The sequence below is a fragment of the Nibrella viscosa genome (genome assembly GCF_039541875.1).
In the GTDB taxonomy this organism is placed as follows: Bacteria; Bacteroidota; Bacteroidia; order Cytophagales; family Spirosomataceae; genus Nibrella; species Nibrella viscosa.
Genome location: NZ_BAABHB010000001.1, coordinates 839,941 through 855,018, shown reverse-complemented (window position 1 = coordinate 855,018; position 15,078 = coordinate 839,941). Strand labels below are relative to the sequence as shown.

Sequence of the window (15,078 nt, the reverse complement as noted above, 5' to 3'; positions counted from 1 at the left end):
CAAATGTTTACGCTTGAGACAATTCTCCGTCCGCATATTCTTTCGCTGACGCCGTACTCATCGGCCCGAGACGAGTATACAGGCAAAGAAGGTATCTTTCTGGACGCCAACGAAAATGCATTAGGCTCGACCACTTCGACCAATTACAACCGCTACCCTGATCCCTACCAATGGGCCATTAAAGAACGGCTGGCTCCGCTGAAGGGGGTACGGCCGGAGCAGATTTTTCTGGGCAACGGCAGCGACGAACCCATTGACCTGCTGATTCGGGCCACCTGCACGCCCGAAAAAGACAGCGTGCTGATTATGCCGCCCACCTACGGCATGTACGAAGTCAGCGCCAACATCAACAATGTCCCCCTGATTAAGGTACCCCTGACACCCGACTTCCAGATTGACCTGCCTGAAGTGCTGGCGGCCATTCAGCCTGACACGAAGCTGCTGTTCGTGTGTTCGCCCAACAACCCGACCGGCAACCTGATCGACCGGCAATCAATGCTTACGCTCCTGGAGAAATTTACTGGCCTGGTTGTGGTAGATGAAGCCTATATTGACTTTGCCGATGCCGGGTCCATGACGGCCCTGCTCGATCGGTATTCGAACCTGGTGGTGCTGCAAACCTTTTCCAAAGCCTGGGGGCTGGCTGCGCTACGGCTGGGCATGTGTTTTGCGTCGGCAGCGCTCATCCGGGTGCTGAACAAAATCAAGCCCCCGTACAACATCAGTGCCCCTACGCAGGAACTCGCCCTGGAAGCCCTCAGCCACGTTACCCAAAAAGAGGAAATGGTGGCTAAGCTTTTGGCCGAACGGGCGATCCTCACCGAACATCTTCGTTCGTTGCCCCTGGTACAACAGGTGTACCCGTCGGACGCGAATTTCCTGCTGGTCCGATTCGATCGGCCGGGTGGCCCGGATGCCAAAACCGTGTTCGACTACCTGATTAGCCGGCAGGTTATTGTACGCGACCGCTCGAAGGTAAAGCTATGCGAAGGCTGTTTACGGATTACGGTAGGTACTCCCCACGAGAACAGTCAGTTGCTGGACGTGTTGCATCAGATGATGGTGCCGGTTCAGTCCTACTCCTAACCAGGTAAATTGTTTACCAAACTGTACGCGTTATTCGTTAGTTAAAAAAGCGAACGCACCGGTTCGCCAGACGTATTGCCTTATGAAAAAAAAGTACCTGTTTGCGATTACACTTCTCCTGGTTAGCCTGGGCATAACCACCAAAGCCAGCGCACAATACACCAACTGGGCGGTGGGATTCCGGTTAGGTGAACCGGCGGGTATAAACGTCCGTAAATACTTTGCCGAAAATCGCGCTATCGACGTAAACATCGGCACGTTTGGGGGCCTCTACGGCAACAACCGCGATTATTTGCGAGGAGCTTACCGGAGTGTAGGTATCACCCTGCAGGGTCATTATCTGTTTCATAACCGGCTGTTCGGGAAAGACAGCATGCACGGTTACTACGGGTTTGGCGGACAGATCAACAGTCGCCGGTACTATCCCGACCGGCTAGCCTACGTGAATGAATACGAAACCCGGCTTTCGTTGGGTGCCTCCGGGGTAGCCGGTGCAGAATATTTTCTGCCCAACCGCCCCCTTTCCGTGTTCCTCGAAGCCGGTCTGTATGCCGAAGCCCTCCCCTCACCCCTGTTCTTTAATGTCCAGTCGGGCCTCGGCCTGCGGCTGAACCTATAGCAATGTTGCTTGATAAGTGGCCATCCGATACAATCACGTTTTGCGCAGGCAGTTACTTTTCTACCAGTTTATTTTCCAGAACGTATCTGACCAGCATTGCCGTGTTTTTACAGCCTAGTTTGGTCAGAATACGTTTGCGGTGGGTAGTAATGGTTAAAGGACTAAGAAAAAGCGCGGTAGCGATTTGCTCATTGGTCTGTCCGTTTACAATCAACTGTATAATTTCCTGTTCCCGTTTGGTTAACCCTGGCCTGGCCGATGCTGGTTTAGCCTTTCGGCCGGCAACGCCTTCGAGCAGAACAGGTGCCAGTTGGTGACTTACAAAAATCTGACCTTTTGTAACCATGTCCAGCGCATACCTGAGCTCGGCAATTCCTGTATCTTTCACCAGGTACCCATCGGCTCCTGCCTGCAGCATTTTGCGGATGGTTCCGTAATCGCCTACCATGCTCACCCCCAAAACTTTCACCTGAGGAAACCCTTTTTTAATGCGTCGGGTGGCTTCAATGCCGTCGACCATCGGCATCTGAATGTCCAGCACCACGCAATCAACGGTATGCGTTTCCAGAAAAGCAAGGACTTCAATGCCGTTACTAGCCTCTCCGACAACCTCCCAGCCATCAATACGGTCAAACAGCAGGCGGAGCCCGTCCAGAAAAAGCTGGTGATCATCAGCTAGCAAAATAGTTTGCGGCATACAATTAGTAGGGTTAGAAAGTTGGCAAAAGTAATTGCTCTTTGATTATTGGTATACAATAATATAGCCGTTGTTCGTAGTAAAGGCTATATCCAGGATTCGCTTTCCCTGCGTTTCGATCAATGATTTGATGGCATTTGCGCAAGTGGCAGGAATGTTTCGCCAGGATAACTGACTACCCGACTGATTAATTAGTACCCACCCTTTATTGTCGAGAGTAAGCTCGGTCCGGTATACAGTAAAAGAAGCCGCCTTGATATCGTCAAAGTATTGCTGAGTACCATAGCTGTACCACCCACCATTGCCGTAAAAAGCCGTCCAGGAGGATTTATCGGAACCGAACGTAAAACTATTGTAGCTGTACCCATTCTGGTCGGCAAACTCTTTCAGCTTCTGCAAAGTCTCGGCAGTTACGCCGGAAGCATACCAGCCATTGTAGTCATACATCAGCACGGCCGCGTCGGTAGTCATGGCAATGTCTTTGATAACTTTCCGGTTGGTATTCACTGTTTTTAGGGCATCACTGATAAAGGTAGGCAGGCCGGCGGTCATATACCCATTATCACCGTCGACAATCGCGTACCCATCAGCGGTCGATACGTCGACCAGCCGGATACCCGTACCCCGGCCGTTGTTCTTCATAGTTGTCAATACCTGATGAACAGGATTGGGGACATTACTCCAAAGTACCCGTCCCGGAATTTGGCCCGAAGTTCCGGTAACGACATTGTCTACCTGAATGCTTGTCTGTGCCGACGAACTACCTACGGGGCCGCGAACGGTCAGTTTCACCATATAGGTGCCGGCATCCGTATATGTATACGTGGGGTTCCGTACGGTGGAGGTGTTCCCATTGCCAAAATCCCACTCGTAACTGAGAATTGTCCCTGACGACTGATCGGTGAATGCCACCTGCAAAGGGGCATTGCCCCGCGTCACCGATGGCTGGAAAGCCGCTACCGGCTGACCGGTTGGGGGAGGAGTCTTCTTGCCCAGAATGACATATGCTTCCCGGACCACCGTAGGGAAATACGCATAGTCGATCCAGCCGTAGCCCTCGTCGCCCCACTGGGTACCCCAGGAGTTGATGATCCGAAACGCATTTTTGTTGTCATCATATCCCATTACCACCAGCGCATGTCCACCCTGATCGGTACCGTTCCGCTGTTTCCAGATAAAGTTGCGCCCGGCCAGTTCGAACCCCTGATCAACGGAAACTGCTATGATAATGGGTCGTTTGTTGATTAGATTTAACTTAAGTGCCGTCTGGTCAGCCGGATTGAGCCGGTTATACGTTTCAATACGGTTTGCATTGGCGCGACTGACCTGTTGGCTGGTTGGGCGTACAGAACAGTCATCGGCCGAATACGGCATATCGGACCAGCTACATACCCCTTGCTCTTTTAAGAGGTCCAATGCTCCTTTGTAACTGGCGTTACTCACAAAATAGGACCCTTGCCGGCAATCACTGATTTTAATCTGATTATACACAAAGGACGGACTCATGATATTGCTATAATTAACCCCGCCATTGGTATTGAAGTAAGTACCATTATTGACGTAGCTCATAGCGGCATAGGCTACTGCCCAGCCCACACAGGACCCCTGCGCCCCCTGATTACCCACGGGTGGCATTTCGAGCATATAAGATTTTGGCAGCGAACCCGGAGCGGTCAGCGGAGCTGCCAGCGGGGTTTGCACCATCATGTTATCCGGCGTAAAAATTAACCCTTTTGTATGGTCGGCGGAGGGAGTAACCGGCTTAACTGGATCATCTTTCTGCTTGTTACAACTCCAGACTAAGGCAATGAGACTGATGACCAGATAGCTGCGGATGGAAGATTTCATACGGTATGGTGGTTAGCTTAGTTGTGTATGGTTACTGTTTGAGCAGCAGTTTCGCGGGACTCTTCAGGCCGTCGGTCAGCATCCGGACCAGGTAAGTCCCGCCTACCAACAAAGGTCATCGCTTCCTGCTTGAGAAACATGACCAAAAAGGGGTAATTCTGCAATTACCCTTTTTGGTGTATTTTCTTCGTATTTAACCTCTTTTTAGTAAGCGGTACTGACCAACTATTTGTACAGCGGTTGTCCGGAAGTAGTACAATTGGTAACATCCAGGCGAGTGTTGGGCTAATGGCGGGCCGGTTCGAGGTAATCCGGCGACCGGGTGGCGGTAGTGTACACCTGATTAAGATTCCGCTGGTAACAGCAGCCCCTGCGGAAGTGGGTAAATATCCGGAGACTACCAGGGGGATTTCCCCCTGACAAATACCGGAAAAAGGGTATTTATTAAGGAATGGGTCCGGCGTATTTTTGACATAATCAATTTTGGATTATGCGTCTGCTCGTCTGGATATTGCTGGTTAGTTCGTTTATTCCGCTTCCCGGTCAGGCACAATACCTGTACCACCACATTGGCACAAAAGACGGCCTCACTCAGGGAGCGGCTTATTTTCTGCTGAAAGACTCCCGGCGTTTCCTTTGGTTTCTGGCGCAGGGAAGCCTGAATCGTTACGACGGCCAGAACATCCGGGTCTATAAACCATCCGAAGATGATCCGCAAAGTATGTACGGGTATATGGGTAGCGGACTGGTTGAAAGCCCCAACGGCGACCTCTGGTTTGGCACCGAGTACGGCCTGAACCATTACCATCGCACCACCGACCGCTTTTCGCATATTGAAGCCCACGACCAGCAGGGTAAGGCCCGGAAATCGCAAACGCACGTCATCGATGCCGATTCGGCAGAGGTCTGGTACATTAACACCCTGGAAGGTATTGTTTCGTACAACTACCATACCCGGCAGAAAACCATCCGCTCGTCCAGCATACGCTACTCCACGGCTTTGGAGAATGATTATATCATCCGGCAGCGGGCAACGGCCGATCTGTGGGTATTGCTGCCCGAAGGGTTGCTGCGGTACAACTACCGCAGCCGGCAGAAGCGCTACTTCTTTACACGCCGGCCCGATAATGTGATCGGCAATCCTATCGCTTTTTCGTCCATTGCGTTAGCCGATGATGGTATCCTCTGGCTTACCTCGGCCAATGGCCTGATGCGCCTTGAACCGCAAACGCTACAATCAACCTTCTTCCCGGCTCCGCCCGAATTTGGCCGGGTGCCGGTGTATGATCTGGTGGCCGACCAGCAGAAAAATCTCTGGCTCGCCACGGGTGGGTCGGGTATCTGGGTATTCGATACCCGGCAGAATCGCTGGACAACGCACCTCCGGCACGATCGGTATAACCCCAACAGCCTCGCCAATGATGAAGTAGCCTCCCTATACCTCGATCCGGAGGGAATCATCTGGGCCAACTGCGATCCGGTTGGCATCGACAAAATTATTCCTGACATTTACGGCATTCAGCAGTATGATGCTAACCCGTTCCAAAAAAACTCGCTAAGCGATCAGGCCGTGTTCTCCCTGGCCGAAGACCGCAGAGGACAGATCTGGATCGGCACACTGCAGGGCGGCATAAACGTACTCAACCCAAAAACCGGCCAGATAAAAACGTACCGCAGCCACAAACAAAGCAGCGTTGGTGGCTTGCCGTCTGATGCTGTAAATAAGGTCTTTTGTGACCGGCAGGGACAGATATGGGTTGGTACCCGCAACGGCTTATGCCGCTTCAACGAAAAAACCGAAACGTTCACCTCTTTTTATAATACCAGCCGCCCCGACCTGCCGGGAGCCGACAACATACGCGGCATCACCCAATTGCCCGACGGCCGTCTGATTCTGTCGACTTACCAGGGCTTGTACGCCTTTACTCCATCCACGGCTACGTTCCGGCTGCTGGCCAGACCCGATCAGCGATTTATGGGTACCTCGTACCTGGATGTCAAAACCAACCGGCTTTACGTTGGCCGGTGGCTGGAAGGACTCGACTGTTACCAGCCAGACGGGCAGGATTTTCGCCTGTTGTATACCGTCTTGTCCGGGGCCAACGTGCTGGCCTATCACCCGGATACCGTCCGGAACCGGATCTGGCTGGCCACCGGCCTCGGCCTGTATTTGTTTAACCCCGACACCCAAACCCTGGAAAAACAGTACCGCGAACGCGACGGCCTGCCACACCGGGTTATATACAGCGTACTGCCCGACCAGGAAGGCAACTTATGGATGAGCAGTAATGCCGGTATCGGCGTTTTTAACCCGCATACGGGAGCCATCCGGAAAGTACAGGCCATCGAGACGGTGGAGTTCAATAATGCGTTTCTGAAAAGTAGTACCGGCGATATGTATTTCGGCGGTAACAGCGGGCTGTACCGGTTCGACCCCGCCCGGCTGAAACCGGTTCGGCATTCACTGGCTGTAACCCTAACGGGCCTTCAGATCAACGACAGCCCTGTTAAACCAGACACTAACCTGACTGAACTGCACCGGCTGATCCTGCGTCCGGAAGAAAACACGATTTCTATCAACTACAGCGCTATCGATTACTTTAGCGAAGGAGCCAACCGGTATCAGTACCGGTTAACCGGCTGGGATCGAGCCTGGGTCAACAACAGCGACCGTACTTACGTCCGGTACGCTAAACTGCCACCGGATACGTATACCTTTGAGGTACGGGCCGCCGACGCCGAAGGACACTGGACCGATAAACCCAGGCGGCTGACAATAGTAGTAGAACCCAGGCTCTGGGAAACACTATGGTTCAGAGTGCTGGCCGTAGCCCTGTTACTGGGTGGTAGCTTCTGGTGGATCTATTCGTTTTCCCGGCGAAAGCTACGCTGGAAACAACAGATCCTGGAACACACGTTTCTGTCGCAACAGCAGGAACGACAACGGCTGGCCCAGGAATTGCACGATCATATCGGTCCGGACCTGGCTGTGCTGAGACTCCAGATGGAAATTGACCAGCGGAACGACCGGGTCGATATCCAATCGCTGGTTCAGTCATACATCAGCAGCCTCAACCGGATTATGTTCGATCTCCGGCAGGTATCGCACGCGCTGATGCCGGTCGATCTGAAAGAGCAGGGACTGGTACGTACGCTGGAGCAGTTTGTTAACCGGCTGTCGTTGTTACCGAATGCCCCGGAGATTAACTTTGTACACGACGTTCCCAGGCCGCTCTCCGAGACAACCGAGCAATTCCTTTTTCAGGTGGCCAAAGAATTGTTGAACAACTCCATCAAACACGCCGGTGCGTCGCTGATTGATGTGGAGTTGTACCAGGAAAACGGTGCGGTACAACTAGCCGTAGCTGATAATGGACAAGGCTATAACCCTGAGGATTTGGGCGTAACGGAAGGTATTGGCCTTCGGTCGATTCGGAACAGCGTAGCCCGGCTGAATGGCACGTTTACCATTCTGGCAAAACCTGACCGGGGCATGGTCCACCAGATTACCCTACCTACTTATAACTCTTAACTCTTAACTCTTAACTCTTAATTATGCCCCGCCCCCTGCTCCTTGCCGATGACCACCAGTTGTTTATTGATGGAATGCGCCTGTTACTGGATCGTATCGACGGCTGGGAGGTAGTCGGTGAGGCCAGAAACGGCTTCCAGGTGTTAGCCTTCCTGGAGGATAATCAGGTAGACTGTGTGCTGATGGACATTGAAATGCCGGAACTGAACGGCATAGAAACTACCCGGCGACTGAAGAAAATTTATCCGGCTACAATAGTACTGGCCGTGAGTATGATGGGCGACTATACGACCATCCGGAAGATGCTCCAGGCCGGGGCCGATGGCTACCTGGTTAAAAACACCGGTATCGCCGAACTGCGCACCGCTCTTGACCGGGTGAGCCGGGGCGAAATTTACATCAGTGCCGAACTATCACCGATTCTGCTCGAAGGCGTTGCCGGCCGGAAAGCACCCGCGCCCCCCCTGATGGAGCCCCTGACCCAACGGGAGCGCGAAATTGTCGGGCTGATCGTGGAAGGACTGACCAACGAACAGATTGCCGAGCGGCTGTACCTGAGTCCGCTGACGGTAAATACCCACCGAAAAAATGCGATGGCCAAGTTAAACTGTAAAAACACCGCTGCATTGGTCAGGTTCGTTTTAAAGCATAAATTGCTGGACTGAAAACCCAAACCCTCTCCACTCATGAAACCCCACTCACCCGGTACCCCATATTTTATCCTGTCGCTCGACGGTGGTGGAAGCTGGGCGCTTAATCAGATTCTGGCCCTGCAGCAGCTATTTGGTCCCCAGGTCCGCGGCCATGCCGTGCTACGTCAATTCGATCTGGTGGTGGCCAATTCCGGCGGCAGCATCACCGCTATGGCCCTGGCCAAAAACATGCCGCTTTCCGAAATTCTCAACTGGTTCGTTACGCCGGAAAAGCTCCGGAAAGTCTTTGTCCGGGTAGATCCCTTCCGACGGCTGCTTCACAAAGTCTCCGGGGCAACACCCCAGTATGTAGCGGCCAGAAAACTGGAGGGCCTCCGGGCCTTGTGGCAGGAGGATCTGGCAAAACACTGGTTTGCCGGACAACCCGCCACTGCCGACGAACTCCCGGTTACCCTCAACGACCTCCATCGCTTATTTCCGGTTGCCGGCCCCGCCACCCGTAAGCCGCACTTTCTGATCACCACCTATGACTACGACCGCGACCGGGCTACCTTTTTCCGGTCGGCCACCGATAGCGCAGCGCAAACGCATGTGATTGCCGATCTGGTGAGCAAATCGACCCAAAGTAAACAGGATATAGTGAGCATTCCGGAAGCGGTTCATGCTTCCAGCAATGCCCCGATCAAATACTTTGATAAACCAGCTATCGTTTCCGTAAAGCATGAGAAGTCATCGGCCGTGCGGGAACATCGCTACTGGGATGGTGCCGTGGGCGCATACAACAACCCGGTTATGGCGGGACTGGTAGAAGCCCTCTGCAACGGCGTACCGCTGAGCGATATGCGGGTATTGTCCATCGGTACCGGCAACGAATTTCTGCCCCTTGCCGACCCCACTGCGCCGGGACCTCCCTCTCCGTACTGTAAGAAATCAGAAATCCCCGGTCCAATTAACGACATTGAGAAAATATCGACCAGTATCCTGAACGACCCGCCCGACGCAGCCTCCTTTACGGCCTATACCCTGCTGCACCAGCAGTTTCCGGTACGGCCTGAAAACCTCCGCCTTGTCCGTATGAATCCGCTAATCCAGCCAAAGCTCCGGAAAAGCGGCACCCGCCAGGAATGGGTTTTACCGACACTAAACTTAACTGATGAAGAATTCAGCAAACTCGTCGAGCTGGAACTGGACACCACAGACCCGCAGGACATCCTATTGGTGAAGAAGTTCGGCGAGCTCTGGACCCAGAACGAGATTCCCAACCAGCCGATCCGGGCCGATGCCGAGCTGCAATGCCTGCTCGGCCACCCGACGTTTGCCGAAGCCCGCAAGGCCTGGCAGACCCTTCAGCCACCGGGGCATGGCCCTGCCTGATACGCCCCCGCCGTTTCGCTTTTAGCCGTCTGCCGATTATCTTTACCGGTAACTACAGATTTGCGGCACCTCCCCATGTTTAAAATATACAGTTCTTCGGCCGGTTCGGGTAAAACGTACACGCTCACAAAGGAGTACCTGAAACTGGCGCTGGACCCAAAGCAGGACGACAAGTATTTCCGGCATATCCTGGCGATTACGTTTACCAACGCGGCCGCCAACGAGATGAAAGAACGGATACTGAAAGAACTCCGGAACTTTGCCGACGGCACTGACTCTCCCCTGCTGAACGACCTGATTGATGAACTATATGGCCATGCCGTCGGTAGTGAAGCAGCTGAGGCTGCCCGGCGGGAGGTGTGTACCAGGGCCGGGCAGGTATTCCGGGCTATTCTGCACAACTACTCCGATTTTTCGGTCACTACCATTGACAGCTTCATGCAGCGGCTGGTCACGGCCTTCACCGACGAACTGGGCCTGCCCTACTCGTTTGAGGTAGAAATGGAGACGGATGAAGTGTTTGAGCTGGCCATTGACAACCTGATCGAAAAAGCCGGTACGGAAGAGATGGAGGAAATCACCGACATCCTCAGCGAGTATTTCACCGACACAGCTACCGAAGGTGACAACTGGAACCAACTCCCCGAAAAGCTAAAGGAATTCGGCAAGAACCTGACCTCCGACCAGTACTACGAAGCCGTGAACCGGGTACAGGAATTATCGCCCGCCGATATCCGGAAGATCCGGCAGCAGATGCAGTTGTTCAATCAGCAGTTTGAGGAGGATATTATTCACCTGGGTAAAGAAGGGTGGGCGTTAATTACTAATGCAGATTTATCTGCCGAGCAATTTACTCAAGGGAACCGAGGTATTGGCGGCTATTTCCAGCAGGTGGCCGCCGGTGAACATCACAAAGAAGTGAACTCTTACCACCGAAACGCGGTGGAGAACGACGAATGGTACGGAAAGAAAACGAAGCTGCCGATCCAATCCGCTATTGATAGCATTAAAGAGCAACTGCGTAACTATTTTTACCAGATTCAAAAGCTGCGCGAGGAGCAGCAGGGGCAGTATTACCTGTATCAATGCCTGCTGCCGCACTTGCAGAAGCTGGCCCTGCTGAAGCAGATACGCCTGGAGTTTGATGCGCTGCTGCGGCAGGATGGCCGGGTGCATATCTCGGAGTTCAACAAGAAAATCCAATCGATCGTAGCCTCGGAGCCGGTGCCGTTCCTGTTTGAGCGGCTGGGCAACAAATATTTTCACATCCTGATCGATGAGTTTCAGGATACCTCCAAGCTCCAGTTTGCCAACTTGCTGCCGCTGATCGACAATGCGCTGGGTTTTCAATATTTCAACCTGGCCGTGGGCGATGGCAAACAGGCAATCTACCGCTTCCGGGGGGGCGATATAGACCAGATTGTGGCCCTGCACCGGCAAGACCTGGAACAGCTCCGGCTGGCCCACGGCTCCGGCTGGACCGCCGAACGCATCGGCAGCCTCGATGGGCAGTTAAACAGTCAGGTGCTGGGCACCAACTGGCGCAGCGCCCGGCCCATTGTCGAGTTCAACAATCAGTTTTTTGAGTTTGTCGCCCGGCGCTATGAAGGTGATTACGGCAAAATCGCGGAGGTATTCGATGCCGAACAGCAGTTTCATCAGGAACCCTCGCCCAGGGCCCGGCCCGACGGTCATATTCAGCTCGACTTTGTGGCGAAAACGGAGGAGACTGACCTGACGGCGGTGATGCTGCAAAAAACAATGGAGCATATCAAAACTGCCCGCCAGGATGGCTACCGCTACGGCGATATAGCCATTTTGTGCCGCTATAAAAAAAATGCCAAAGCCATTGCCAACGAGCTGAACGCCCACGGCATTCCGCTGGTATCCGCCGATTCGCTATCACTCCAGTTTTCGGACCCTGTAAAATGGCTGGTGACGGTGATGCACCTCTTGAACCGCCCCGACCAGAAGCTCTTCCGCTACGAGGTGCTGTACCTGTTCTGCCGCGTGATTCAGGGCGTTTTTCCTGACGATAAACAAACCGAGGAGCTACGCCGTATTGCGGATACCGACGTCTCGGCCGTTTACGAGTACCTGACCAACAACGGCTACCCCGTCGATGACATTGCGCTGCGGCAGTTGAACGTCTACGAACTGGCCGAAAAGCTGACCCGGCAGTTTCGGTTGTTCGACAAAGCCGAGTACAGTCCGTTCCTGTTCCGTTTCCTGGACGAGGTGCTAACCTTCTGCAACAAGCAAAGTGGCCACCTCGCCGACTTTCTGACCTACTGGGAGGCTGCCCAGGAGAAAGTCTCGGTTGGGGAAAGCGAATCGCAGGACGCCGTCAGCATCCAGACCATCCACAAAGCCAAAGGACTGGAATATCCGGTGGTCATTATTCCCTTTGCCAACTGGCAGGTTACGCTTAACCATGATCAGACCATCTGGCTGAATCTGGAGCAGGTGACGGCTTCGGCACTGGAAGTAGAGGACGCTCAAGGCCGGCGGATACGCATGGATACAGCCCCGGTAACCACCAGAAAAGAGTTGAAGAATATGCCTGCGGTAGTGGCCCGGCAATTGGAAGACGAAAAAACCCGTACGTTCGTCGAGAACATGAATATGCTCTACGTGGCCTTTACGCGGGCAACCGACCGAATGTACATCATCAGTGAACGTAAGAATTTCAACGATGGCAAACACTCAATTGCCCATTGGCTATATGGCTACCTGAACAGCGAAACCGCGCTGGCGTGCGGCTGCGGCTGGCATGAGGGGCAGTCGGCCTACGTGCTCTCTGACTGTAGGCAGGCCTACCCCAAAGCCCGAAAGCAAACGACCGACGAGGAAATTAAGCTGGAAACGATTATTAGCGGAGAACGCCACCAGGAACTTCAGCTCCGGCGGCAGGCCGATCGGGTGTTCGATGTGCAGACGTTCGAAAAAAACCGGGAATGGGACCGTAAACTTTGCGCGGCTCTCAGCCTGATCAAAGGGCCGGACTGTATCGACAAGACCCTGCGCCGACTGGTGAGCGAAGGGGTGGTCCGCATCGCCGAGTGTGAAGACTTACGCCAGAACCTGGTCCAGCTTATCCGCCACCCCGATCTGCGCGACCTGTTCAACCCCCAGCTGCGGATTGATACGGACCGGAGTATTCTGAGCCGGCAACGGCCCCAGCAGGCGCCCCACCGGGTGGTTCATCAGCCCGACGGCCGCCTGGTACTTGTACAGTATGACAGTGCCCCGGATGGTAACGCACCGCCGTCGGTAAGTTCGCTCCGTTATTTCAATACTTTGTACCGGGAAATGGGTTATCCGGAGGTAGAAGGTCGCCTGGTCCGGCTGAGCCGGCCAATCCAGGTTATTCGTGTCCACTAAATCAACGTAATGCAACAAACAACCACGCCCAGATTCATTGTCTCCCTTGTTTTCACCTTATGGGCCCTCACCGGCTGGAGCCAGTCGCCTTACCGGCTTGCCTGGAAAAAAGAAGCCATTCTGCTGGGAGCGAGTGCGGTTACAATAGGTACATCCTACGGTCTGGGCCTGAGCCTGCTCCCCCTTCAGGAAGACGAAATTATTAACCTGAACCGACTGAATATCAAACCATTTGACCGGAGTGCCACCTACAACTGGTCGCCCAGTGCCAAATTAGCGAGTGATTTAACCTTATTGGGCAGTCTTGGCTCAGTCGGTCTGGTGTGGCTGCCCACTATCAAACGCGACGACTGGACGGTGGTGCCTCTGATGTTCATCGAAACGCTGGCCCTGAACAACGGCATTCAGCGGTCAATTAAGAACGGGGTGCGACGCAACCGGCCATTTCTGTACAACCCGGATGTGCCGCTGGCCGAAAAAGAAATAAAAGATGCCCGCCGGTCTTTTTTCTCCGGGCATACGGCCAATGCCTTTGCGTCTGCGGTGTTTGCCTCCGAGGTTTTCCGGCATTATTTTCCGGACTCGCGGCTGAAGCCGGTCGTCTGGACCGGAACACTCACGCTGGCAACCGCTACGGCCTACCTGCGGTACGCAGCCGGCCGCCACTACCCCACCGATCTGCTGGCCGGTGCCGCGTTCGGCTCCCTCATAGGCTGGGGTATTCCTAAACTGCATCAGGTGAAGAACCGCTCGGAAGTGTTCCGTCGACTGACAGTTGAGCCCTGGACCAACGGCACTGCCAGCGGCCTCTATGTAAGCATCAATCTTAATTCTGTTAATTTTACAGGCCGGCAGCCTATCCGGCTGCCGGAACCCGGATACCAGAAAACCATTGCCATACCAAACCAAAAATGACCAAGATTACCGACCATATCCGTAACGCTACCGGCAAACCGATTTTTTCTATTGAAGTTATCCCCCCAATTAAGGGAGATAATTTGAAAAATCTGCTGGACAACATTGAGCCCTTGATGGAGTTCAAACCGCCGTTTATTGATGTAACCTATCACCGTGAAGAGTACATAGAAAGGCCAATGCCCGACGGCACCATCAAAAAGATTGTTACCCGCAAGCGCCCCGGTACGGTGGGTATCTGCTCGGCTATTATGCACCGCTTCAACGTCGATCCGGTACCGCACGTGCTTTGCGGGGGCTTCTCCCGCGAAGAAACGGAAGACTTCCTGATCGACCTGCACTACCTGGGCATTGATAATGTGCTGGTGCTGCGTGGCGATCCGGCCAAGCCGTTCAACACCTTTAAGCCCAAAGAAAACGGCTACTCCTACGCCAGTGAACTGGTGGAGCAGGTTTGCAACATGAACAAAGGCATTTACCTGCACGAAGGCGATACCGCCCTGTCGTGCAGTAACTTCTGTATCGGTGTGGCCGGATACCCGGAGAAACACTTCGAAGCGGCCGATCATACTACTGATTTCAACTACCTGAAACAGAAGGTTGATAAAGGTGCCGATTACATTGTGACGCAAATGTTTTTCGACAACCGGAAGTTCTTCGACTTTGTCGATAAATGCCGGCAGGCGGGCATCAACGTACCCATTATTCCGGGTCTGAAACCGCTGAGCACCCGCAGGCAACTAACGGTGCTGCCGAAGATTTTTTATCTGGAGATGCCGGAGGAGCTGGTAAAGGCGGTGGAGGCCTGCGAGAACGACGAACAGGCCCGGCAGGTGGGCATCGATTGGTCTATCCAGCAGAGCCGGGAGCTGATGGCCGCCGGGGTGCCGGTGCTCCACTTTTACACGATGGGCAAATCGGACAATATTGTGAAGATTGCCCGCGAATTGTTCTGAGCCCTCTATTCCTG

The 15,078-nt window shown here is 53.7% G+C and carries 10 protein-coding genes; 8 read left to right on the top strand and 2 right to left on the bottom strand.

The window, feature by feature from the left end; translation table 11 throughout:
* Positions 1-3: 3 nt before the first annotated feature.
* Positions 4-1,086, top strand: a complete 1,083-nt coding sequence (gene hisC / locus ABD931_RS03685; RefSeq protein ID WP_345264059.1) for a histidinol-phosphate transaminase — start codon at positions 4-6, stop codon at positions 1,084-1,086.
* Positions 1,087-1,168: 82 nt separating this feature from the next.
* The gene (locus tag ABD931_RS03680; protein ID WP_345264057.1) at positions 1,169-1,705 is read left to right on the top strand and encodes a hypothetical protein; all 537 of its coding nucleotides are present in this window, start codon (positions 1,169-1,171) and stop codon (positions 1,703-1,705) included.
* A gap of 52 nt (positions 1,706-1,757) precedes the next feature.
* Here the strand turns inward: ABD931_RS03680 and ABD931_RS03675 are convergent, their stop codons facing one another.
* Together ABD931_RS03675 and ABD931_RS03670 are read right to left on the bottom strand one after the other, a co-directional pair.
* Entirely contained in the window at positions 1,758-2,402 is a 645-nt protein-coding gene (locus tag ABD931_RS03675) for a response regulator transcription factor (protein WP_345264055.1), read from the bottom strand.
* A gap of 45 nt (positions 2,403-2,447) precedes the next feature.
* Positions 2,448-4,250 (bottom strand): PKD domain-containing protein, encoded by a 1,803-nt coding sequence (locus ABD931_RS03670; protein WP_345264053.1) that lies wholly within the window; start codon positions 4,248-4,250, stop codon positions 2,448-2,450.
* 490 nt (positions 4,251-4,740) lie between these two features.
* On the opposite strand from ABD931_RS03670, the gene ABD931_RS03665 reads away from it, so the two are divergent.
* The 6 genes from ABD931_RS03665 (at position 4,741) to metF (ending at position 15,064) form a co-directional block, all read left to right on the top strand.
* Positions 4,741-7,782 carry a sensor histidine kinase gene (locus ABD931_RS03665; protein ID WP_345264051.1) on the top strand — a complete coding sequence of 1,014 codons (3,042 nt, stop codon included), beginning with the start codon at positions 4,741-4,743 and terminating at the stop codon, positions 7,780-7,782.
* A 23-nt stretch (positions 7,783-7,805) separates the two neighbouring features.
* On the top strand, positions 7,806-8,447 hold the full coding sequence (locus tag ABD931_RS03660) for a response regulator (RefSeq protein ID WP_345264049.1): 642 nt from the start codon (positions 7,806-7,808) through the stop codon (positions 8,445-8,447).
* Positions 8,448-8,468: 21 nt separating this feature from the next.
* The gene (locus ABD931_RS03655; RefSeq protein ID WP_345264047.1) at positions 8,469-9,809 is read left to right on the top strand and encodes a patatin-like phospholipase family protein; all 1,341 of its coding nucleotides are present in this window, start codon (positions 8,469-8,471) and stop codon (positions 9,807-9,809) included.
* Positions 9,810-9,884: 75 nt separating this feature from the next.
* Positions 9,885-13,193, top strand: coding sequence for a UvrD-helicase domain-containing protein (locus ABD931_RS03650; protein WP_345264045.1), 3,309 nt, complete (start codon positions 9,885-9,887; stop codon positions 13,191-13,193).
* Between the two features lie 9 nt (positions 13,194-13,202).
* The gene (locus tag ABD931_RS03645; RefSeq protein ID WP_345264043.1) at positions 13,203-14,108 is read left to right on the top strand and encodes a phosphatase PAP2 family protein; all 906 of its coding nucleotides are present in this window, start codon (positions 13,203-13,205) and stop codon (positions 14,106-14,108) included.
* Positions 14,105-15,064, top strand: a complete 960-nt coding sequence (metF, locus tag ABD931_RS03640) for a methylenetetrahydrofolate reductase [NAD(P)H] (RefSeq protein ID WP_345264041.1) — start codon at positions 14,105-14,107, stop codon at positions 15,062-15,064. Before ABD931_RS03645 ends, metF begins: the two co-directional genes overlap by 4 nt.
* Positions 15,065-15,078: the final 14 nt, after the last annotated feature.